The organism is Dyadobacter sp. Leaf189 (genome assembly GCF_001424405.1).
GTDB lineage: Bacteria > Bacteroidota > Bacteroidia > Cytophagales > Spirosomataceae > Dyadobacter.
The window spans coordinates 1-16,089 of sequence record NZ_LMPS01000006.1 but is presented as its reverse complement, the minus strand read 5'-3'; the positions used below and the strand labels follow the sequence as shown (position 1 = coordinate 16,089).

At 46.4% G+C, this 16,089-nt stretch carries 16 protein-coding genes; 8 read left to right on the top strand and 8 right to left on the bottom strand.

Features of this window, described 5'->3' with window-relative positions; all coding sequences use genetic code 11:
• Nucleotides 1–90: 90 nt before the first annotated feature.
• Nucleotides 91–1,170, bottom strand: a complete 1,080-nt coding sequence (locus tag ASG33_RS18480) for a PAS domain-containing sensor histidine kinase (RefSeq protein WP_056288738.1) — start codon at nt 1,168–1,170, stop codon at nt 91–93.
• 258 nt (nt 1,171–1,428) lie between these two features.
• Here ASG33_RS18480 and ASG33_RS18475 point away from each other — a divergent pair, with 258 nt between their 5' ends.
• Nucleotides 1,429–3,360 (top strand): bifunctional diguanylate cyclase/phosphodiesterase, encoded by a 1,932-nt coding sequence (locus tag ASG33_RS18475; RefSeq protein ID WP_056288734.1) that lies wholly within the window; start codon nt 1,429–1,431, stop codon nt 3,358–3,360.
• A complete protein-coding gene (locus tag ASG33_RS18470) occupies nt 3,273–3,926 on the top strand; it encodes a PAS domain S-box protein (RefSeq protein WP_162242760.1) in 654 nt (217 codons plus the stop codon). The genes ASG33_RS18475 and ASG33_RS18470 overlap by 88 nt, the downstream gene beginning before the upstream one ends.
• A 66-nt stretch (nt 3,927–3,992) precedes the next feature.
• Here ASG33_RS18470 and ASG33_RS18465 read toward each other — a convergent pair whose 3' ends face one another.
• From ASG33_RS18465 to ASG33_RS18455, 3 genes are all read right to left on the bottom strand, one after another.
• Nucleotides 3,993–5,093, bottom strand: coding sequence for a PAS domain-containing sensor histidine kinase (locus ASG33_RS18465; RefSeq protein ID WP_056288723.1), 1,101 nt, complete (start codon nt 5,091–5,093; stop codon nt 3,993–3,995).
• Between the two features lie 79 nt (nt 5,094–5,172).
• Nucleotides 5,173–6,834, bottom strand: coding sequence for a carboxylesterase/lipase family protein (locus tag ASG33_RS18460; RefSeq protein ID WP_056290441.1), 1,662 nt, complete (start codon nt 6,832–6,834; stop codon nt 5,173–5,175).
• Nucleotides 6,835–6,924: 90 nt separating this feature from the next.
• A complete protein-coding gene (locus ASG33_RS18455) occupies nt 6,925–7,821 on the bottom strand; it encodes an AraC family transcriptional regulator (RefSeq protein WP_056288720.1) in 897 nt (298 codons plus the stop codon).
• A gap of 255 nt (nt 7,822–8,076) precedes the next feature.
• Between ASG33_RS18455 and ASG33_RS18450 the strand changes: the two genes are divergently transcribed.
• The 3 genes from ASG33_RS18450 to ASG33_RS18440 are packed head-to-tail and all read left to right on the top strand — an operon-like array spanning nt 8,077 to nt 10,185.
• Nucleotides 8,077–8,490, top strand: a complete 414-nt coding sequence (locus ASG33_RS18450) for a cupin domain-containing protein (protein WP_056288717.1) — start codon at nt 8,077–8,079, stop codon at nt 8,488–8,490.
• Between the two features lie 12 nt (nt 8,491–8,502).
• Nucleotides 8,503–9,564 carry a carboxymuconolactone decarboxylase family protein gene (locus tag ASG33_RS18445; protein ID WP_082489308.1) on the top strand — a complete coding sequence of 354 codons (1,062 nt, stop codon included), beginning with the start codon at nt 8,503–8,505 and terminating at the stop codon, nt 9,562–9,564.
• A 39-nt stretch (nt 9,565–9,603) separates the two neighbouring features.
• Entirely contained in the window at nt 9,604–10,185 is a 582-nt protein-coding gene (locus tag ASG33_RS18440) for a DapH/DapD/GlmU-related protein (RefSeq protein ID WP_229238727.1), read from the top strand.
• A gap of 378 nt (nt 10,186–10,563) precedes the next feature.
• Here the strand turns inward: ASG33_RS18440 and ASG33_RS18435 are convergent, their stop codons facing one another.
• Nucleotides 10,564–11,628: an NAD(P)-dependent alcohol dehydrogenase gene (locus tag ASG33_RS18435; RefSeq protein WP_056288710.1), complete on the bottom strand. Its 1,065-nt coding sequence runs from the start codon at nt 11,626–11,628 to the stop codon at nt 10,564–10,566.
• A 414-nt stretch (nt 11,629–12,042) separates the two neighbouring features.
• Here ASG33_RS18435 and ASG33_RS18425 point away from each other — a divergent pair, with 414 nt between their 5' ends.
• Both ASG33_RS18425 and ASG33_RS18420 read left to right on the top strand, forming a co-directional pair.
• Nucleotides 12,043–12,885, top strand: a complete 843-nt coding sequence (locus tag ASG33_RS18425) for a chromate resistance protein ChrB domain-containing protein (protein ID WP_056288703.1) — start codon at nt 12,043–12,045, stop codon at nt 12,883–12,885.
• Between the two features lie 116 nt (nt 12,886–13,001).
• On the top strand, nt 13,002–13,742 hold the full coding sequence (locus ASG33_RS18420) for a DUF2490 domain-containing protein (protein WP_056290435.1): 741 nt from the start codon (nt 13,002–13,004) through the stop codon (nt 13,740–13,742).
• Between the two features lie 83 nt (nt 13,743–13,825).
• On the opposite strand, the gene ASG33_RS18415 is transcribed toward ASG33_RS18420, so the two are convergent.
• Both ASG33_RS18415 and ASG33_RS18410 read right to left on the bottom strand, forming a co-directional pair.
• The gene (locus ASG33_RS18415) at nt 13,826–14,182 is read right to left on the bottom strand and encodes a nuclear transport factor 2 family protein (protein ID WP_056288699.1); all 357 of its coding nucleotides are present in this window, start codon (nt 14,180–14,182) and stop codon (nt 13,826–13,828) included.
• A gap of 109 nt (nt 14,183–14,291) precedes the next feature.
• Nucleotides 14,292–15,155 (bottom strand): SDR family oxidoreductase, encoded by an 864-nt coding sequence (locus tag ASG33_RS18410; protein ID WP_056288696.1) that lies wholly within the window; start codon nt 15,153–15,155, stop codon nt 14,292–14,294.
• 101 nt (nt 15,156–15,256) lie between these two features.
• Between ASG33_RS18410 and ASG33_RS18405 the strand changes: the two genes are divergently transcribed.
• Nucleotides 15,257–15,673, top strand: coding sequence for a helix-turn-helix domain-containing protein (locus ASG33_RS18405; protein WP_056288693.1), 417 nt, complete (start codon nt 15,257–15,259; stop codon nt 15,671–15,673).
• A 132-nt stretch (nt 15,674–15,805) separates the two neighbouring features.
• On the opposite strand, the gene ASG33_RS25895 is transcribed toward ASG33_RS18405, so the two are convergent.
• Nucleotides 15,806–16,089, bottom strand: a 284-nt coding sequence (locus tag ASG33_RS25895; protein ID WP_162242759.1) for a hypothetical protein, incomplete at its 5' end; no start/stop codon positions are given.

Below are 16,089 nucleotides of genomic sequence, written 5' to 3'. Positions count from 1 at the left end.
TAAAAGTTATAACTACTGCTCCGACGCAAAAGCCATTGCATTGAAATATTTACCTGTGGGGAAATGCAGGTCTGCTTATCTGCAGCTTTGCTATTTCGAAGGAACAAGGAGCAATTTGAAACAAGTACCTTCGCCCAATTTGCTTTGAACCTCAATGCTCCCGCCCAGCGCCTCGACCTGAAATTTAGTAATAAAAAGGCCGATACCTCTTGCATCTCTATTCCCATTAAAGGTCTTGAACATACCGAAGAGTTCTTTCCCATGCTTTTCAAGATCAATGCCGATCCCATTGTCTTTCACCTTCACACATATAAGTTCATCTTCAAGGTCGGAGCTGATCTCGATCGAAGGAGAGCGATCGGGATGATGGTATTTGAGCGCATTCGTCAACAGGTTCAGTGCTATACTTTCCAGGTAAGACGGCTGCGCAAGAACCATCGCGTCGGGATCGATATTGATCGACACAGTGGCATTCAGGGAGACAATTTGCAGATGGAGCGTTCTTTTTGCGACTTCAAAGAACTGCAGCAGATTGCAGGGCTCCGTCTGTAATGTGGTAAAATTCTGGATTTTGGCCGCTTCTGAAAGGTTTTCGACTGTTGAGGAAAAGGCTTTTGAGAGGTCTTTTAAAAACCCGAAAATCTCTTTTTGTTCATCGGCATCGGCAGTGAGGTCGTACAATGCGAGCAACGAACTGAGGTTACCTGAGTAGGAGCGGAGGTCGTGCGCGACTACGTTGGCAAAGTTTGCCAGACGCAAGTTCTGCTGTTTGATTACTTCGTTGGATTTCGACAGTTCACGTTGCAGAATCTTCACTTCATTGATGTCTGCAACATGGACGAAAAAGCCTACCACTTCGCCGTCGACAATATCAGGGAAGTAATTGGCGAGGGTAAATCTTTTACCTCCCGACGGGATCGGGATCTGGCGTTCAAAAGTTTGCGGCTGTCCACTCAATACCCCTTGAATGTAGGGAAGGTTTTTTTCGTAGAGTGGTCCCAGGAGTTCGGAGATAGTAATCTTATCGATCATTTCTTCACTGCTCTTGCCGAACCATTCCAGATACGAAGCATTCGCAAACCTGCATACCAGATCTTTGTCCCAGTAGGCGATCATTGCTGTGATGTGGTCAACTACGGAACGTGCGAGTGACGATTTTTCTATTTGCATGCTGCCGCCTTTATTCCAATCCTCTGCATATGATATATATGATTATTGAGGCAAGATATATCAAAAATGTAGTAAAACTCATGATTTGCATCATATTCAGCAGCCTTAGAGCGCCTGTGTTTACTCGCAGGGGATGATGTCAAATTATTTTTACAGGCATGAAAATTTATCATAAATATTCTTCAAATTACTTATCAGTGCAGAGAGGATAACCTACTTGAATCATGAAGTCAGTTTCACAGTGTTCCCTATTCAGAAATGAAGCTAAAAATGCAACTCGAAGCCAGCCAAATGGCCAAGCTCCTGGCTAATAGCTTTGAGGTAATTTCCCTTTTGAACTCTTCTTTTGAGATAATATACCGTAGTCCAAATGCAGCGCGGATCACAGGCTGGGCAGATCAGCACAGACTGGGTGCACGCCTGGAAGATGCGATCCACCCCGACGATCTGGCTAATGTATTTCAATCGCTTCACGGCATTTCGCAACTGGAAGGAATGTCGGCTTCCTGTGTGTTCCGTACGCTCAGGCCTGGGGGAGATTACATCTGGATAGAGTCCGCTTTTACAAACTTGCTGCAAGACCCTGATATCGCGGCGATCGTTTGCCATTACCAGGACATTTCGGAACAACGCAGATCCAACTTTTTGCTTGAAAAGAGCAATAGCGAACTGTATGCATACAAATACGCCCTCGACGAATCGGCCATTGTTGCTGTTACCGATCAGAAAGGCGTTATAAAGCATGTGAATGAAAATTTCTGCCGCATATCCGGGTATGTTTATGAAGAGCTCATCGGGAGAGATCACCGGATCATAAACTCAGGATTTCACGATAAAGCATATATAAAGAACCTCTGGACAACCATTGCCAATGGAAAAGTCTGGAAAGGAGAATTGAAAAACCGGACAAAAGACGGAAAATATTACTGGGTTGATACAACGATTGTGCCTTTCATTGATGAAAAGGGAAAACCTTACCAGTATGTTTCTATCCGGTCGGATATCACTGAGCGCAAATCCGGTGAGGAGAAGCTCAGACATGAACAGGCGCATTTGCGACTGCTGGAATCGGTTATAACGAACACCCGCGATGCTATCCTGATCACCGAAGCCGTACCCCAGGACGAACCGGGGCCCAGGATCATGTACGTGAATGAAGCTTTTACGAAAATGACCGGGTACACTTCCGAGGAAGTAATCGGCCAGACGCCGCGGATATTGCAGGGGCCAAGAACGGACCGCAAGGAACTTGACAGGCTTAAAGAGAGCCTGCTCAACTGGAAGCCCTGCGAGATCACGATCATCAATTACAAGAAGAGCGGGGAGGAGTTCTGGATCAATCTCGCGGTGACGCCGGTTGCTAATGAACATGGTAAGTACACGCACTGGATATCGGTCGAACGGGACATTACAGAGCGGCGCGAGCTGGAAGATCTGCTGGACAAGGTTACCACGCTGGCGGGGATTGGAGGCTGGCTGGTGGACTTAGTGAAAAACACCGTTTTCTGGTCTCCGATTACCCGTAAAATCCACGAGGTAGAAGCAGATTATGAGCCTGAACTCGTGTCCGGACTGCAATTCTATAAAGAGCCTGCCGACAGGGACCACATTCAGCACCAGATAACCCGGGCTATTGAGGAAGGCATCTCTTTTGACTACGAAGCACAAATAGTAACGGCACTCCGAAATACCAGGTGGGTGAGGGTAATCGGAGAACCTGAGTTTGAACGCGGCAAATGTGTTCGGATCAGAGGAAGTTTTCAGGACATTGATGTCAGAAAGAAAGCAGAGCTTACAGCCACGCTGGCACTGGAAGAGAAAAATACCATTCTGGAAAGTATCGGCGATGCATTTTTTGCAGTTGACAGGAACTGGATTGTGACTTACTGGAATAATGTTGCGGAGTCTGTTATGCTGAAAAGCAGGATACAAATGGAGGGCAGAACCTCTGGGATGTATTTTCAGATGCAATTGACTCGGTATCTTATCAAAATTATCATTACGCCGTTGAAACCGGACAGGCAGTTCACTTTGAAGATTTCTATCCTCCTACGGACAAGTGGTATGATGTCAGTGCCTATCCGTCAGCCAATGGTTTGTCGGTGTATTCCAAAGACATTACCGAGCGCAAGAAGATCAATTCGGCATTGGAAGAATCGGAACAAAATTACAGTTCGCTGTTTGAGTTAAGCCCGCTTCCTATGTGGGTTTTTGATATCCGCTCACTGAAATTCCTGGACGTTAACCAGGCGGCGATCGAGAATTATGGATACAGCAGAGAGGAGTTTTTGAGTATGTCGATCGGCGATATCAGGCCGGAGGAGGATCTCCCGCTTCTGCTGGAATTACTTGATCAGGAGAGCATACCGCGCGAAACGGTGAGGCAGGGAATGTTCAGGCATATTAAAAAGAATGGTGAAATGATTAAGGTCGACATTCAGAGCAACCTGATTCAGTACAAGGGAAAGCCGGCCAAGGTGATCATCGCCAATGACATGACGGAACGATTTAATTACATCCGCGCCATTGAACAGCAAAATGAGAAACTGCGGGAGATTGCGTTTATGCAATCGCACGTTGTCAGGGCTCCGCTGGCAAGGATTATGGGCATTGCGTCCATGTTGCAGAACTGGGAAACTTTTGCCGACGAACGTGAGAAACTGCTCGAATTCCTTCAGATAGCAGCAAACGAGCTGGATAATGTTGTGAAAGACATTTCAGATAAAACAGGTCTTGCGCACGAGTTTAAGAAGTGAGACGGTTGACGACAGCTATTTTCTAACGTAATAATTTAGTGTAAAACGGAAAGCTATATACGTACTTTAAAAAGATCTGTCTTTAAACATCAAAGTGAACTGCGCGCCCTGATTAGGCTGGCTCTCCAGCGTAATGCTCCCGCCCAGATTGGTAATGTGGTTATAGATCAGAAAAAGCCCAACTCCCTTTCCATCAGCATGATTGTGAAAGGTCTGGTTTAACCCGAAAACCTTGTCCTTCACTGCATCCATATCAAAGCCAAGTCCCCGATCAGAATAAATCAACTTTGTGTCCCGGTTAAGCTTATCCGAGACAATGGAGATTTCAGGGTTCTTGCCCGGAATCGCATATTTAATGGAGTTCGTAATGAGATTGAGGAATGTACTTTCCAGGTAGGCCCGGTTATATTGCACCGTTTTTGCCCTTGAAAAGTCCACATGAAAGGTAGTCTTGGAATCATATATCAATGATTTTAACGAATGACGCACCTTGTTAAGAGACTCTTCAATGTCCAGTTCCTCAATTTTGACCGTCAGCAAATCCTTTTTCAACAGCGCGTCTACATAGTTGTTCAATGTATCTTTCAGACTTTCTGCTGCGGATTTAAGGATCCCCAAAAATTCAATCGTTTCCTGATCCGTAATGCTGGAAGTGTCCATCAGTTCAAAAACAGAAAGTAAATTGCTTACCGGTGAACGGAGATCGTGCGAGGCGGTGTAAGTCAGCTGTGTAAGATCGCGATTGATCTTGGTGAGGCTGGTAATGAGCAAATTCTGATCCCTTTCAAGAAGCTTAAGGTGCGTGATGTTTTTGGCTGTTGCGTAAACGAGCTGTTCTTCGTAACGTGGAATGGAGTTCCAGGAAAGCCACACTGCTTCACCGGATTTCGTAATGTAGCGATTCTCATAGTTATAGAGCGGGATGTTGTTTTTGAGATTCTCCCGATACTGGCTTGTGATGTTGCGGTCTTCCGGGTGGATGAAGGAATCAATAGGTCTGCTCAACATTTCCTCCTTGGTATATTCCAGCAGGTTGGACACGGCCGGGTTGATCTCTTTGAAATAACCATCGAATCCTGCAATGCAAAGCAGGTCCGCCGATTTTTCAAAAAACACTTCTTTATCAATTTTATTCGTACTAGTCGGGTAAGTGGAGGGCGCGTTCATCAGATATTGGAGTTGACATAAAAATATATCAAAACAAGCTAAGGACAGCAGTTAAGGCTGAATTTAGATGCATTCTGCATTACAACTTACCGATAGAACGCCACATGGTAAGCTCGCCGGCGTACCGGTTTTTGATCACTTCGCATTTGTCAGCAATGCGCATGGTCGGGCGGTCTTTCAGGTTGTAAGCCGGCCAGGCAGGTACATCTTTGGCGGCGGGTTTGCCGGTGCGGGCAAATGTGGTCCAAAGCTCGGCGAAATGGTGTGAGGCTATGAAACGTTCGGGTCGGTTGCCGCCGAAGAAACTTTCTTTGGGCACTGAGCCGTCGCGAGGCGGGATCTCATTGTTGAACTTAAACGAAATGTCCATCGCGTGCGGCGTCCCCATTGCATATTCGGTGCCGGGTATCTTCTTTTCAGATTTATAGCCGAAGTTGTACAGATAAACCGGCGCGCCATTTTGATTCGCTTTCTTCTCGACAATGTCGATCGAGCCAAGTCCCATCATGGTAATGGAGGAAATGGCCACGAAAATGTCCGGCGCGGTGGCATCAGGTGTTGCTTTCCGGTAGGTTTGAATGATCTTTTGCGTATCTGCACCGTACTGCGGTTCCAGCTTCTTTTGCAGGCCGTCAAAATCCATTTTGAATGGTTCGGTCTCTTTTCGCTCCCAGGCAAAAAAGGTATATTCATCTTCATTCCATCCAACCAGCAGCGGTTTGTCTTTTGAAATAGCAGGTGCAGTCGGATCAAATGGATGGTGGGGCAGCACATTTTCGTCTACCACCGGACCGAAACCACCCAAGCGGCCCTGCATCCCGCTGCGCTTGCTGTTTCTTTCCTGGAATGGCGGCACAAAGGGTAACTTTGCCTGGATTGCCAGCAGATCTGCGGTGGGCACTTCCAGCAATTTGCGCCAGTTGTTTGCTGGTATGTTCAGCTCTTTCAAAAGCATGGCCGTCGTTTCTGCCGCAATCTCTTTTGTGGACATGCGCACACCGGGCCCGCTTTCAATGGAAGCTTTGTTAAAGTAAGGGGCTGCCTCTGGCATTGCGTAAAGGCAGGAGGTTTTTGCCCCGCCGCCTGATTCACCAAAAATCATCACATTACCAGGATCGCCGCCGAACTGCGCAATGTTTTCATGTACCCATTTTAATCCGGCTGCAATATCGAGAATGCCCATGTTGCCTGAGCCCGCATAATCCTGGCCAGCAATTTCATCCAGGTACAAAAACCCGAGTAAGCCCAGTCTATGATTGGTTTGAACAACAACAACATCGAAGTTACGTGCCAGGTTGGAACCATCCTGACTCGCCGAGGCACCCGAGCCGATCACAAAACCGCCGCCGTGGCTGTAAAACATTACAGGCCGCTTTTTGTTATCGTTGGCCGGTGTCCAGACATTCAGAAAAAGACAGTCTTCGGCAGGTGCAGGTTCATTTCTTCGTGGCGACTGAATCGCAGGCGGACCAAATTCCAATGCATCCCTGACGCCTGTCCACTTTTCCAAAGGCGCAGGCCGACGAAATCGCCTTTCACCGGATACTTTGCCACCATAGGGAATCCCTTTGAAAATGTTGACACCGTCCATTCGGGCGCCCTTGATCTTACCGTAGCTTGTTTCTGTTGTGACAAATTCATCAGCGCGGCGGGAGTTCAGAAAGCCAAATGAAGGCAGCGAAATGGCGGCAGTGGCTAACGATAACTGAGAAAGAAAATCTCGTCTGTAAATAGGTTCCATATCAACAAACAGGGTTAGGATCATGCAAGAATACAAAAGAATGCAGGCAAAGTCTAATCTAAATTCTGATTTGACAATGAAGTGCTGTAATCAGTTCAAACTCCGGTATTCGTTTGGTGTAACCCCGGTCTTTTGTTTGAAAAGTCTTGTGAAATGCTGCTGGTATTTAAATCCCAGCTGGTAAGCGATCTCGCCAAATGAATTGTCCGCCTCGAATATTTTCACTTTTGCTTCTTCGATCAATCTGGATTGAATGAAGTCCAATGCGGTGTGGCCGGTCTCTTTTTTGATAAGATCGCCAAAATAGTTGCTGGATAAATGAAGTTGTTCGGCGCAGTAAGCCACACTGGGCAAGCCTAACGTTTGTGCTTTTCCGGATTTGAAATAATCATTAAGCAAATCTTCAAAACGCACCAGGATGTTTTTGTTTGCATTCGTGCGGGTGATAAACTGCCGGTCGTAAAACCGCATGCAGTAATTGAGGAACAATTCGATATTGGAAACGATCAGCGTCTTGCTATGCTTGTCAATGTTCTGATCCATTTCGATGCGGATCTTTTCAAAACAATCGATAATGGTTTCTCTTTCTTTTTTGGATAAATGCAAGGCTTCGCTGACTTCATATGAAAAGAACGAATATTCCTTGATCGTTTTTCCCAGATGCGTACCGGCCAGCAAATCCGGGTGAAAGATCAATGCATAACCGGAGGGTTTGGTAGCTACGCCTTTGCTGTCGATGCCGTAAACCTGCCCTGGCGCCACAAAAACCAATGTTCCGTCTTCATAGTCGTAAGGCTGGCAGCCATAGATCATATCCCCGCATTTGATGTTTTTGAGGAATACGGCATAAACGCCCATGTACCGCCTGAGATGCTGGACAGTCGGAATCTCATTGAAATTGACTACGCTCACCAGCGGGTGCAGTGTCTCGGCGCCCACCCAGTTGTTGTACTGCTTTACAGTTTCCAGTCTTTCTACCTGTTCCATATCCAAAGATTTTCAATTCAAATATAGTAATGCATTTGCGCGGAAATTCCTTTAAATAGGCAGATCAGTAAAACTGGTAAATAAACCTGTAATCTATGTAAAAACCGGCGGCCCGAGCCTGGCGACCTTTGTGATACAAATTGAAAGTGAAATTCTCGTACTATGAAATTAAACACAAAATCAGCTATTTACGCACTGCTAATTGGCGCTTTCTTGCCAATAGCAGCATTTAGCCAACATAAAACTTCGGCAAACATGACAAACCAGAACAATGCACCGCTTTTCGAAAAAGGAGATAAATTAACAAACGGATATTTCACAGGTGACGCTTACCTGTTTCCCCTTCTGGCCAGGGATAAAAACAATGATTTTGCAATCGGCAGTGTAACCTTTGAAGCTGGGGCCAGAACCAATTGGCATACACACCCACAAGGACAAGTGCTCATCGTTACTGAGGGAGCAGGTTATTATCAGGAAAAAGGCCAACCTGCGCAGCCGATCAAAAAAGGGGACGTGATTAACATTCCGGAGAACGTGGAGCACTGGCACGGAGCAGCGGCAATGTCGAAAATGGCACATATTGCGATTACCAGTTATGAGGGCGAAACCAATGTAGTCTGGCTTAAACCAGTCTCGGAGGAAGAATATAGTGCCGTGAACAAACAGTAAACCTGCTCAATCATGAAATTAAACAAACTGTTGTCGGCGGTACTCATTTTTGTCTCGCTGCTGGGTGCCCACGTTATGAAAGCACAAACGAACATTCCCAAACAAGCATTGAGCGGACGCGAGCAAAGCATCGTCGCAATTTCCGGGCTGACCGCGGCCGGGGACCTTGAAAAGCTTTCGACGGAGCTGGGCAATGGTCTGGACGCAGGTTTGACAGTGGAGGAAACAAAGGAAATACTGGTGCAGCTCTATGCCTACTGCGGTTTTCCACGAAGTCTGAATGCGATTAATACTTTCATGGCTGTTGTAGAAAAAAGGAAAGCAGACGGGATGAAGGACAAGCAGGGAAAGCCGGGTGTTGTTACGAAAGCAGGTAATGATTCATACGAGCAGGGTAGGAAAGTTCTGGAGACATTGACCAAAACACCGCAGTCAAAGCCAGCACCTGGTTTTGGTGAATTTGCGCCGCGAATCGATGCATTCCTGAAAGAACACTTGTTTGCCGACATTTTCGAAAGTGAAGTATTGACTTTTCAGGAGCGGGAATTTGTAACCATTTCAGCACTCGCTGCAATGCCTGGCCTGACTCCGCAGTTACAGGCTCATGTGAAAATGGGTATCAATGTGGGTATTACCGAAAACCAGCTTGCAGAGGCAGCACAGCTTATTGAAAAGCTGGTCAGCAAAACACAAGCCAATACCCTGAGAAAAATTATTTCCCGGCCTGAATCGCCTGTTGTTGAAGCCGATATGATGGTGCGGATCTCGGAAATTGAGATCCTGCCTGAATTCCTGAAGGAGTACAATGCGATTTTGAAAGAAGAAGCCGCAGCTTCGGTCGAAAAGGAGCCGGGCGTCGTTGCGATTTTTCCCATGAGCATGAAAGAGCAGCCGAACCAGATCCGGATCGTTGAGATGTATGCTGACAGCGCCGCCTATCAGTCGCATTTAAAAACGCCGCACTTCCAGCATTACAAAACAACCACCCTCAAAATGGTGAAAGCATTGAAGCTGGTGGATATGAATGCGCTGGACAAGGAAACCATGCTGGATATTTTTAGAAAGCTGAAATGATTGAAAGGGTAACACCTAGTTTGAAAAACAGAGGTAAATATGGATGAAATGGACATTGACTTTGGAGTAAAAGATATTTTTGAGAGAATGAAGGCCGGTGAACCGATCCGTAAAGATGATCCTGAGTACAGCTTATTTCAGCAGGCAGTCGCTAATACGATCCGGTTATCGGCTGTAATGAATGCTTCCGGAGATATCGACCAGGTAAGGGAGCGGCTGAGTGAAATCATCGGAACAAACATCGACGCATCTACGACCATTTTCCCTCCATTCTATACCAATCTGGGCAGACTTATTAGTCTAGGCAAAAATGTGTTTATCAATCACGCTTGTTCCTTTCTGGATATGGGCGGGATAACTATCGAGGACAATGTGATGATCGGCCCGAGGGTTAACCTCACATCTGAAACGCACCCTTTGGATCCGGGAGACCGCGAAACAGTTATCCCAAAGCCAGTTATCATCCGGAGAAATGCCTGGATTGGCGCAGCTGCTACGATCCTGCCGGGTGTTACGATTGGTGAAAACGCGGTGGTGGCAGCTGGCGCAGTAGTAAGCCGGGATGTTCCGGCGAACACAATTGTCGCAGGAATCCCGGCCAAAGTGGTAAAAACAATATAAATATCAGTTCGTCATTTCTTTGCAGGGCCATACTCTGCATCTGTTACCTTTTGCAGCCAAATTAATGTGAGAATCATAAAACTTGGTAAATTCCTCTCTTCTATAAACAGGAGGCTCCTCGGGAGCCGAATAATACCTTGCAATTGCATTCACATGAAGCTGGAAAGCAGCCGCAGAGCGGCTCCCTGTTTATAGAAACAACACATCGCGTCTAATTGGGGCTCTCGCGGAGCCTTCTGTCTGCCGGGAATGGTGGTATACCGCCTTGGATCTGATCACCCGATATAACCCGGCTACTTTTCATAAATTAATGAATGCTGATTAACAAAGAAATGCCGCCGCATCAAAAGACAAGGCGGCATTTAAACATTAAGGCCGTTAGTTACCCTTTAAGGACGCCATATCGATCACAAAACGATACTTGACATCGCCTTTCAGCAGCCGCTCGTATGCTTCGTTGATGTTTTGAATGTCGATCATTTCAATGTCTGCCGTGATGTTATGCTCTCCGCAAAAATCCAGCATTTCCTGTGTTTCCCGGATACCGCCTATGGAAGATCCTGCGAAGCTTTTCCGGCCGACAATGAGGCTGAATGCGGCTACCGGCAACGGGTGCTCGGGTGCGCCTACGAGTGCAAGAGAACCGTCAACACGCAGCAGGCGGAGATATGCATTGATATCGTGCTCGGCACTGACTGCATCGAGGATAAAGTGCAGCTTCCCTTTGAATGCAGCCATTTGTTCCTTGTCTTTGGAAAGAACCACTTCATCTGCCCCAAGCCGTTTAGCCTCTGCAAACTTGGTTTCCGAAGTGGTAAATGCGACCACATGAGCGCCCATTGCTTTGGCGATTTTGATCGCCATATGGCCTAGTCCGCCAATCCCTACAACACCTACCTTTTTGCCTGGACCTACCTGCCAGTGGTGCAGCGGCGAATACGTGGTGATACCCGCACAAAGCAACGGAGCTGCCGCGGCAAGGTCCAGGTTGTCGGGAATGCGGAGTACGTAATGCTCGTCGACAACAACCGTTTCTGAATAGCCGCCAAACGTTGGCGAGCCGGGAAAATAAGGGTCAGGGGCATTGTATGTACCTACCATGCCGGGCTCGCAGTATTGTTCGAGTCCTTCCTTGCAGTATTCGCATTCGCGGCAGGAATCTACCATACAACCCACACCCACCATATCACCAACCTTGAATTTGCTGACGTGCCCGCCCACATTTCTAACCTTGCCGACAATCTCGTGGCCGGGCACGCACGGGTACATCGTTGGTCCCCATTCGCTGCGCGCAGTGTGGAGGTCGGAGTGGCACACGCCGCAGAATAGAATGTCAATCTCTACATCGTGGGGTGTGGGTTTTCTTCTTTGAATGCTTAGTTGTTCCAGTTCCGCCTCTTTGGCCTGGTTACCAAATGCCTTAATCTCAAATGACTGTGTCATGTTATCGTTGTTTGTTGGAATAAATGTTCAGGCTTAAATCACCGGCGCGACGACCAGCCATTAAACCTACTACAAAAGTCGTGCATGATGTTCCTGCACTATTCATTATAAACCCTGGAGATAGCCTGTGGGTTTTTGCAACGGCCATAGCCGAGGCGTTTAACGCACCTGCCGGGAGGAATTTTCTGCGATTGATATTGTCCATCTGTTCGTTCGTGTTTTGAGTAGTAATCAGAAACACAAATTTCAACCTTATCAGGTGGGAGAATGTTATACAAATTACTGTATTGTCTACCAAAATTCCTGATTGGGGATGTTGGGTTAAATACTTGTTTTGCGATGATAATAGGATCTTGCTGACGAATTGGAGCTGGTGAAAGCGCTACTGTAAGGTTCTGTTTATATCTTAGTCAAATGAACTGGATAACACGTGAACGGCCAAAAATTGACAGGTTAGCCTGTCCCTGGTTAATCCGGAGATTCATAGACCCGGAAGCTCAGTTTTTCTTTGTACCATCCGATATAGTAGTTGAAAAAGCGAAAGAGCTTGATGCCATTGCTTTTGACGTACCCGGCGTTGAGCTGACGCATTATGAGGACCGCTGCACATTTGATCGCCTGATTGAAAAATTCAACATCCGCGACGACGCCGTGAATGATATGGCTATCATCATTCGTGGTGCAGATACCGATGTGCATTCATTGGCACCACAAAGCTCAGGGCTGTGGGCCATTTCCGCCGGTCTGGCTTTCAACTTTATTGATGACTTCGAACTGCTTGAGAAAGGGATGCTGATCTACGATGCACTTTACAGCTGGGCGAGACATTTACAAGATCAAAAGCATACGCAGAATCCAACCGAAAAGCTGCTATTGGAGATATTTAATACTTATATGCTTGAAAAGACGGGGACTGAGAAAGCTCCCGTTTGGGCCAGGCAATTAAAAGAGATTATCCAGGATCAGATAGATACAAATCTGAATCTTAGCCTGAAAGAAGTTGCCGCAGGGCTGGATATGAACCCGTCGTATGTGTCCCGTGAATTTTCCAAATATTTTAGTGATATGTCGTTTGGCGAGTACATCCGCAAACAAAGGATCGAAAAGGCCATTGAACTACTGGGCAGCACTAAAAATAGTCTCGCCGAAATTGCTTACCTGACTGGTTTTTCCGATCAAAGTCACTTCAACCGCATTTTCAAGCTTCATACAGGACAAAATCCCTCTGCATTCAGAAAATCTTTGCACAAAAAGTAAACTCCGTACAAATCCGTCATTTTCGTTCTATTTTCCGGGATTGCTACCGGTTAGTATTGCAGTGCAGTCAGCACCAGCTGCTGCATTCAAAATTTGTGTCATTATTAACTGAATCGATGAAAAAGTATTTACCGCTACTCTTTGTCTTGTTCACAATTCCGTCCTTTTCTCAGAAGCTGATCAATAAGCAAAATGGCGTGTGGCTAGGCTATTTCAACCAAAGCAGGCTAACAGACAAATGGGGCATCTGGCTCGATGTTCACGCAAGAAGGACAGACTTTCTTGAACGCTGGTCTGCGCAGCTCATTCGGCCGGGCATTACCTATTATGCCGATGACCATCTGCGGTTTACTGCCGGATACACCTATGCGCGCAGCTATCCTGCTGCTGGCTTGCATACCCTTCGGCCGGAGCACCGTCCATGGCAGCAGGTACTTTGGACGAGCCGCCAAAAGCGCTTGCAAACTCAACAATGGATACGTTTGGAGGAACGCTTTAACAGAAAAATCGCAAATGATCGTCTCCAGGAAGGATATGCCTTCAATTTCCGGGTTCGCTATCTGCTGAATCTAATGGTTCCTTTAAACCGTGATTTCATCGAGCCCAATACAATCTTTTTTGCCTTTAATAATGAGATCCATATCAATGCGGGCAAGCAGATTACCTATAATCTTTTTGATCAGAACCGATTTTTCGTCGGTCTGGGTTATCAGTTTACAAAGGGGCTGAATGCACAGCTGGGTTATATGAACCAGTTTCAGCAGCTGCCTTCCGGAAATCACTTTAATAGCAACAATGTGTTGCGGTTCTTTGTTTTTCACAATCTGGACTTCCGGCAGAAAAATCAGACTGAATAGCGCGGTTAAATGAGTGGCATCATACTTCACATTTGCATTGTCCTGAGATTTTGTTTTCGTCAGACAGTGAGTATGTGGTGCATTCACTCCGGCGACAGACTGTAAAATGCGTCCATTCTTTTAACCAGGTTATTTTCATCAAAGAACATAACCTCGATCGCTGTTTTATTCATAACTGTTTCATAGTATAATGCCACCGAATCCACGCCTTCTGTAATGCAAAGCAACTTGAAGTGTAAATCAGGGAATTTCAGGATTGCAACATTCCAGTAATCTCTCACTGCGTCTTTACCATAGAGCGTGTTTTCAGTTCCACCAGTCGCAATTTTAATCATGGGTGTCGTGACCTGAACATCTTCTGAAAAATGGGATAGAACGCCCTCAATATCATGGTTGTTCCATGACTGTAACCAACTATTGGCAAAATCTCTCGTATTCATGGTGCTGTAATTGACTTATACCTATCAAATGCATTGGGAAGATGTAAATATATCTTTTTATACCATTTAATGCATGAATCCATTTACACTCCTGGCGTTAGGCAAGTCGCTATTGACGAGCGAAGTACGTCTCTTTTAAATACTCCCGAAGCGAAGTGGGTTTGCGACCCAGCAGACGCTCTACTGTATCGTGTGTGCCAGCCAACATACCGTGTTTGGCGGAGGCGCCCCACTGAGCAATGAAATTCGCGACGGCTTCCGGGAATCCAGCGGCCACTTGCCTCGCAACGTAGGCCGGAATCTCAGTGTTTTTGTAAGTAATCGGGCGTCCAACTAGCGAGGATAATTCCCGTGCAATGTCGTGAAATGAATAGGCTTCGCTGCCTGTCAGGGTATACTCCCGATTGTCATGCCCTTCGCTGGTCAGTAGAGCAGCGGTAGCAGCAGCCAGTTCGGCTCGCTTAACGAATGCGATCCTGCCTTCGCCCGCCGGGAATAAGATCTCTGAATCGGGTACCTCGCTTCCGATCATATAAGTCAGCCCTTCAAAGTAGTAGCCGTTTTTAAGAACGGTGTATATCAGTCCGGAGGCTTTGAGGTAGGTCTCCGTAGCCAGGTCGCTTTCGGTGACTTCCTGCATCACGAAGTTGGTACTGCGTTGAATGCTGGTATAAAAAAGGTGTTTTACTCCGGCCTCCTTCGCCGCGTCGATCACATTCCGGTGTTGCAGTAGCCGGTCGGTAAATGCCACTGCTGACACCAGCAGCACCTTATCAATGCCTTGCATGGCTTGTACCAACGAAGGATAGTCAAAGTAATCGGCTTGCCTGACATTCACACCTCGCTCCACAAGGTCTGTGGCTTTGCTTACATCTCGCACCAGAGCTGAGATTTCTCCGGCGGGAGTGTTATTAAGTAAGAAATTAATGGTTTCGTTGCCCAGACCACCAGTTGCACCAGTTATTAAAATCATGATAATAAATTAAAAATCCAGTTATATTTACTTGCGTTTTGCAAGTGTAAAGGTAGAGATAATTACTTGCAAAAAGCAAGTAAAGTAATATATCATTATTTATGAAAGAACTAAAACAACGTTCTGCCTGCCCGGTGAGCACGTCGCTGGACATATTCGGAGACAAGTGGACCTTTCTTATCCTGAGGGATATGGTGTTTGCTGGGAAGTCTACCTATGGAGAATTTCTGCTGTCAGCAGAAAAGATTGCCACCAATGTTCTTGCAGATCGTCTGGCAGTCCTAGAATCGCAGGGCATACTAACCAAGACTGTGGCGGCCGACAAAAAATCGAAGTTCACTTACCGCCTGACCGGAAAAGGGGTGGATACCGTGCCCATTATCGTAGAGCTGGTTCTGTGGGGATCCAGGCATTGTCCAACTGACATTGCCACTGATTTGCTGGCTGAACTCCGAACCGACAAAGGCACCGCCGTTGAGAAGTACCAGAAACTAGCCCGCGAAAAGTCACTCATATAGGAAAAGGGTAGATTTTCTTGGTTAGACCGCGCAACGGATCTTATGACAAGGATCTCTATATATATAGTAAATCATTTTCCTGACTGGAAGTGTTAGCGCTACCATGTCTTTCCTAATCGATAACTGCGATAATTACTTTCCAGGTAAATGAATGGGGTGCGCTGAAAATATTTGGAAGTTTTTTGAAAATATTTTCAGCAGATGCTTGCTTGTTAAAATTGTTCCTCCTACTTTTGCACCCCGATCAACAACAAAGGCATCGCAGACGGCGACGCCACGAGTTCTGAGAATTTCAGAGCAACGTTCTTTGACATGATGAAGAGAGCAAAAAGATAGGTTCGTTAGAAACATTGATGGCTTCTTTCGGGAGGTTACATCAAAGCGATCATCGCCGTCCATATCCTCGGCTTGCCGGC

Coding starts and splice junctions, on each gene's coding strand:
- ASG33_RS18435 (WP_056288710.1), bottom strand. CDS start 11,628: ATGACACAGTCATTTGAGATTAAGGCATTTGGTAACCAGGCCAAAGAG.
- ASG33_RS18440 (WP_229238727.1), top strand. CDS start 9,604: ATGGATGAAATGGACATTGACTTTGGAGTAAAAGATATTTTTGAGAGA.
- ASG33_RS18405 (WP_056288693.1), top strand. CDS start 15,257: ATGAAAGAACTAAAACAACGTTCTGCCTGCCCGGTGAGCACGTCGCTG.
- ASG33_RS18480 (WP_056288738.1), bottom strand. CDS start 1,170: ATGCAAATAGAAAAATCGTCACTCGCACGTTCCGTAGTTGACCACATC.
- ASG33_RS18475 (WP_056288734.1), top strand. CDS start 1,429: ATGAAGCTAAAAATGCAACTCGAAGCCAGCCAAATGGCCAAGCTCCTG.
- ASG33_RS18410 (WP_056288696.1), bottom strand. CDS start 15,155: ATGATTTTAATAACTGGTGCAACTGGTGGTCTGGGCAACGAAACCATT.
- ASG33_RS18465 (WP_056288723.1), bottom strand. CDS start 5,093: ATGAACGCGCCCTCCACTTACCCGACTAGTACGAATAAAATTGATAAA.
- ASG33_RS18460 (WP_056290441.1), bottom strand. CDS start 6,834: ATGGAACCTATTTACAGACGAGATTTTCTTTCTCAGTTATCGTTAGCC.
- ASG33_RS18415 (WP_056288699.1), bottom strand. CDS start 14,182: ATGAATACGAGAGATTTTGCCAATAGTTGGTTACAGTCATGGAACAAC.
- ASG33_RS18445 (WP_082489308.1), top strand. CDS start 8,503: ATGAAATTAAACAAACTGTTGTCGGCGGTACTCATTTTTGTCTCGCTG.
- ASG33_RS18450 (WP_056288717.1), top strand. CDS start 8,077: ATGACAAACCAGAACAATGCACCGCTTTTCGAAAAAGGAGATAAATTA.
- ASG33_RS18455 (WP_056288720.1), bottom strand. CDS start 7,821: ATGGAACAGGTAGAAAGACTGGAAACTGTAAAGCAGTACAACAACTGG.
- ASG33_RS18425 (WP_056288703.1), top strand. CDS start 12,043: ATGAACTGGATAACACGTGAACGGCCAAAAATTGACAGGTTAGCCTGT.
- ASG33_RS18420 (WP_056290435.1), top strand. CDS start 13,002: ATGAAAAAGTATTTACCGCTACTCTTTGTCTTGTTCACAATTCCGTCC.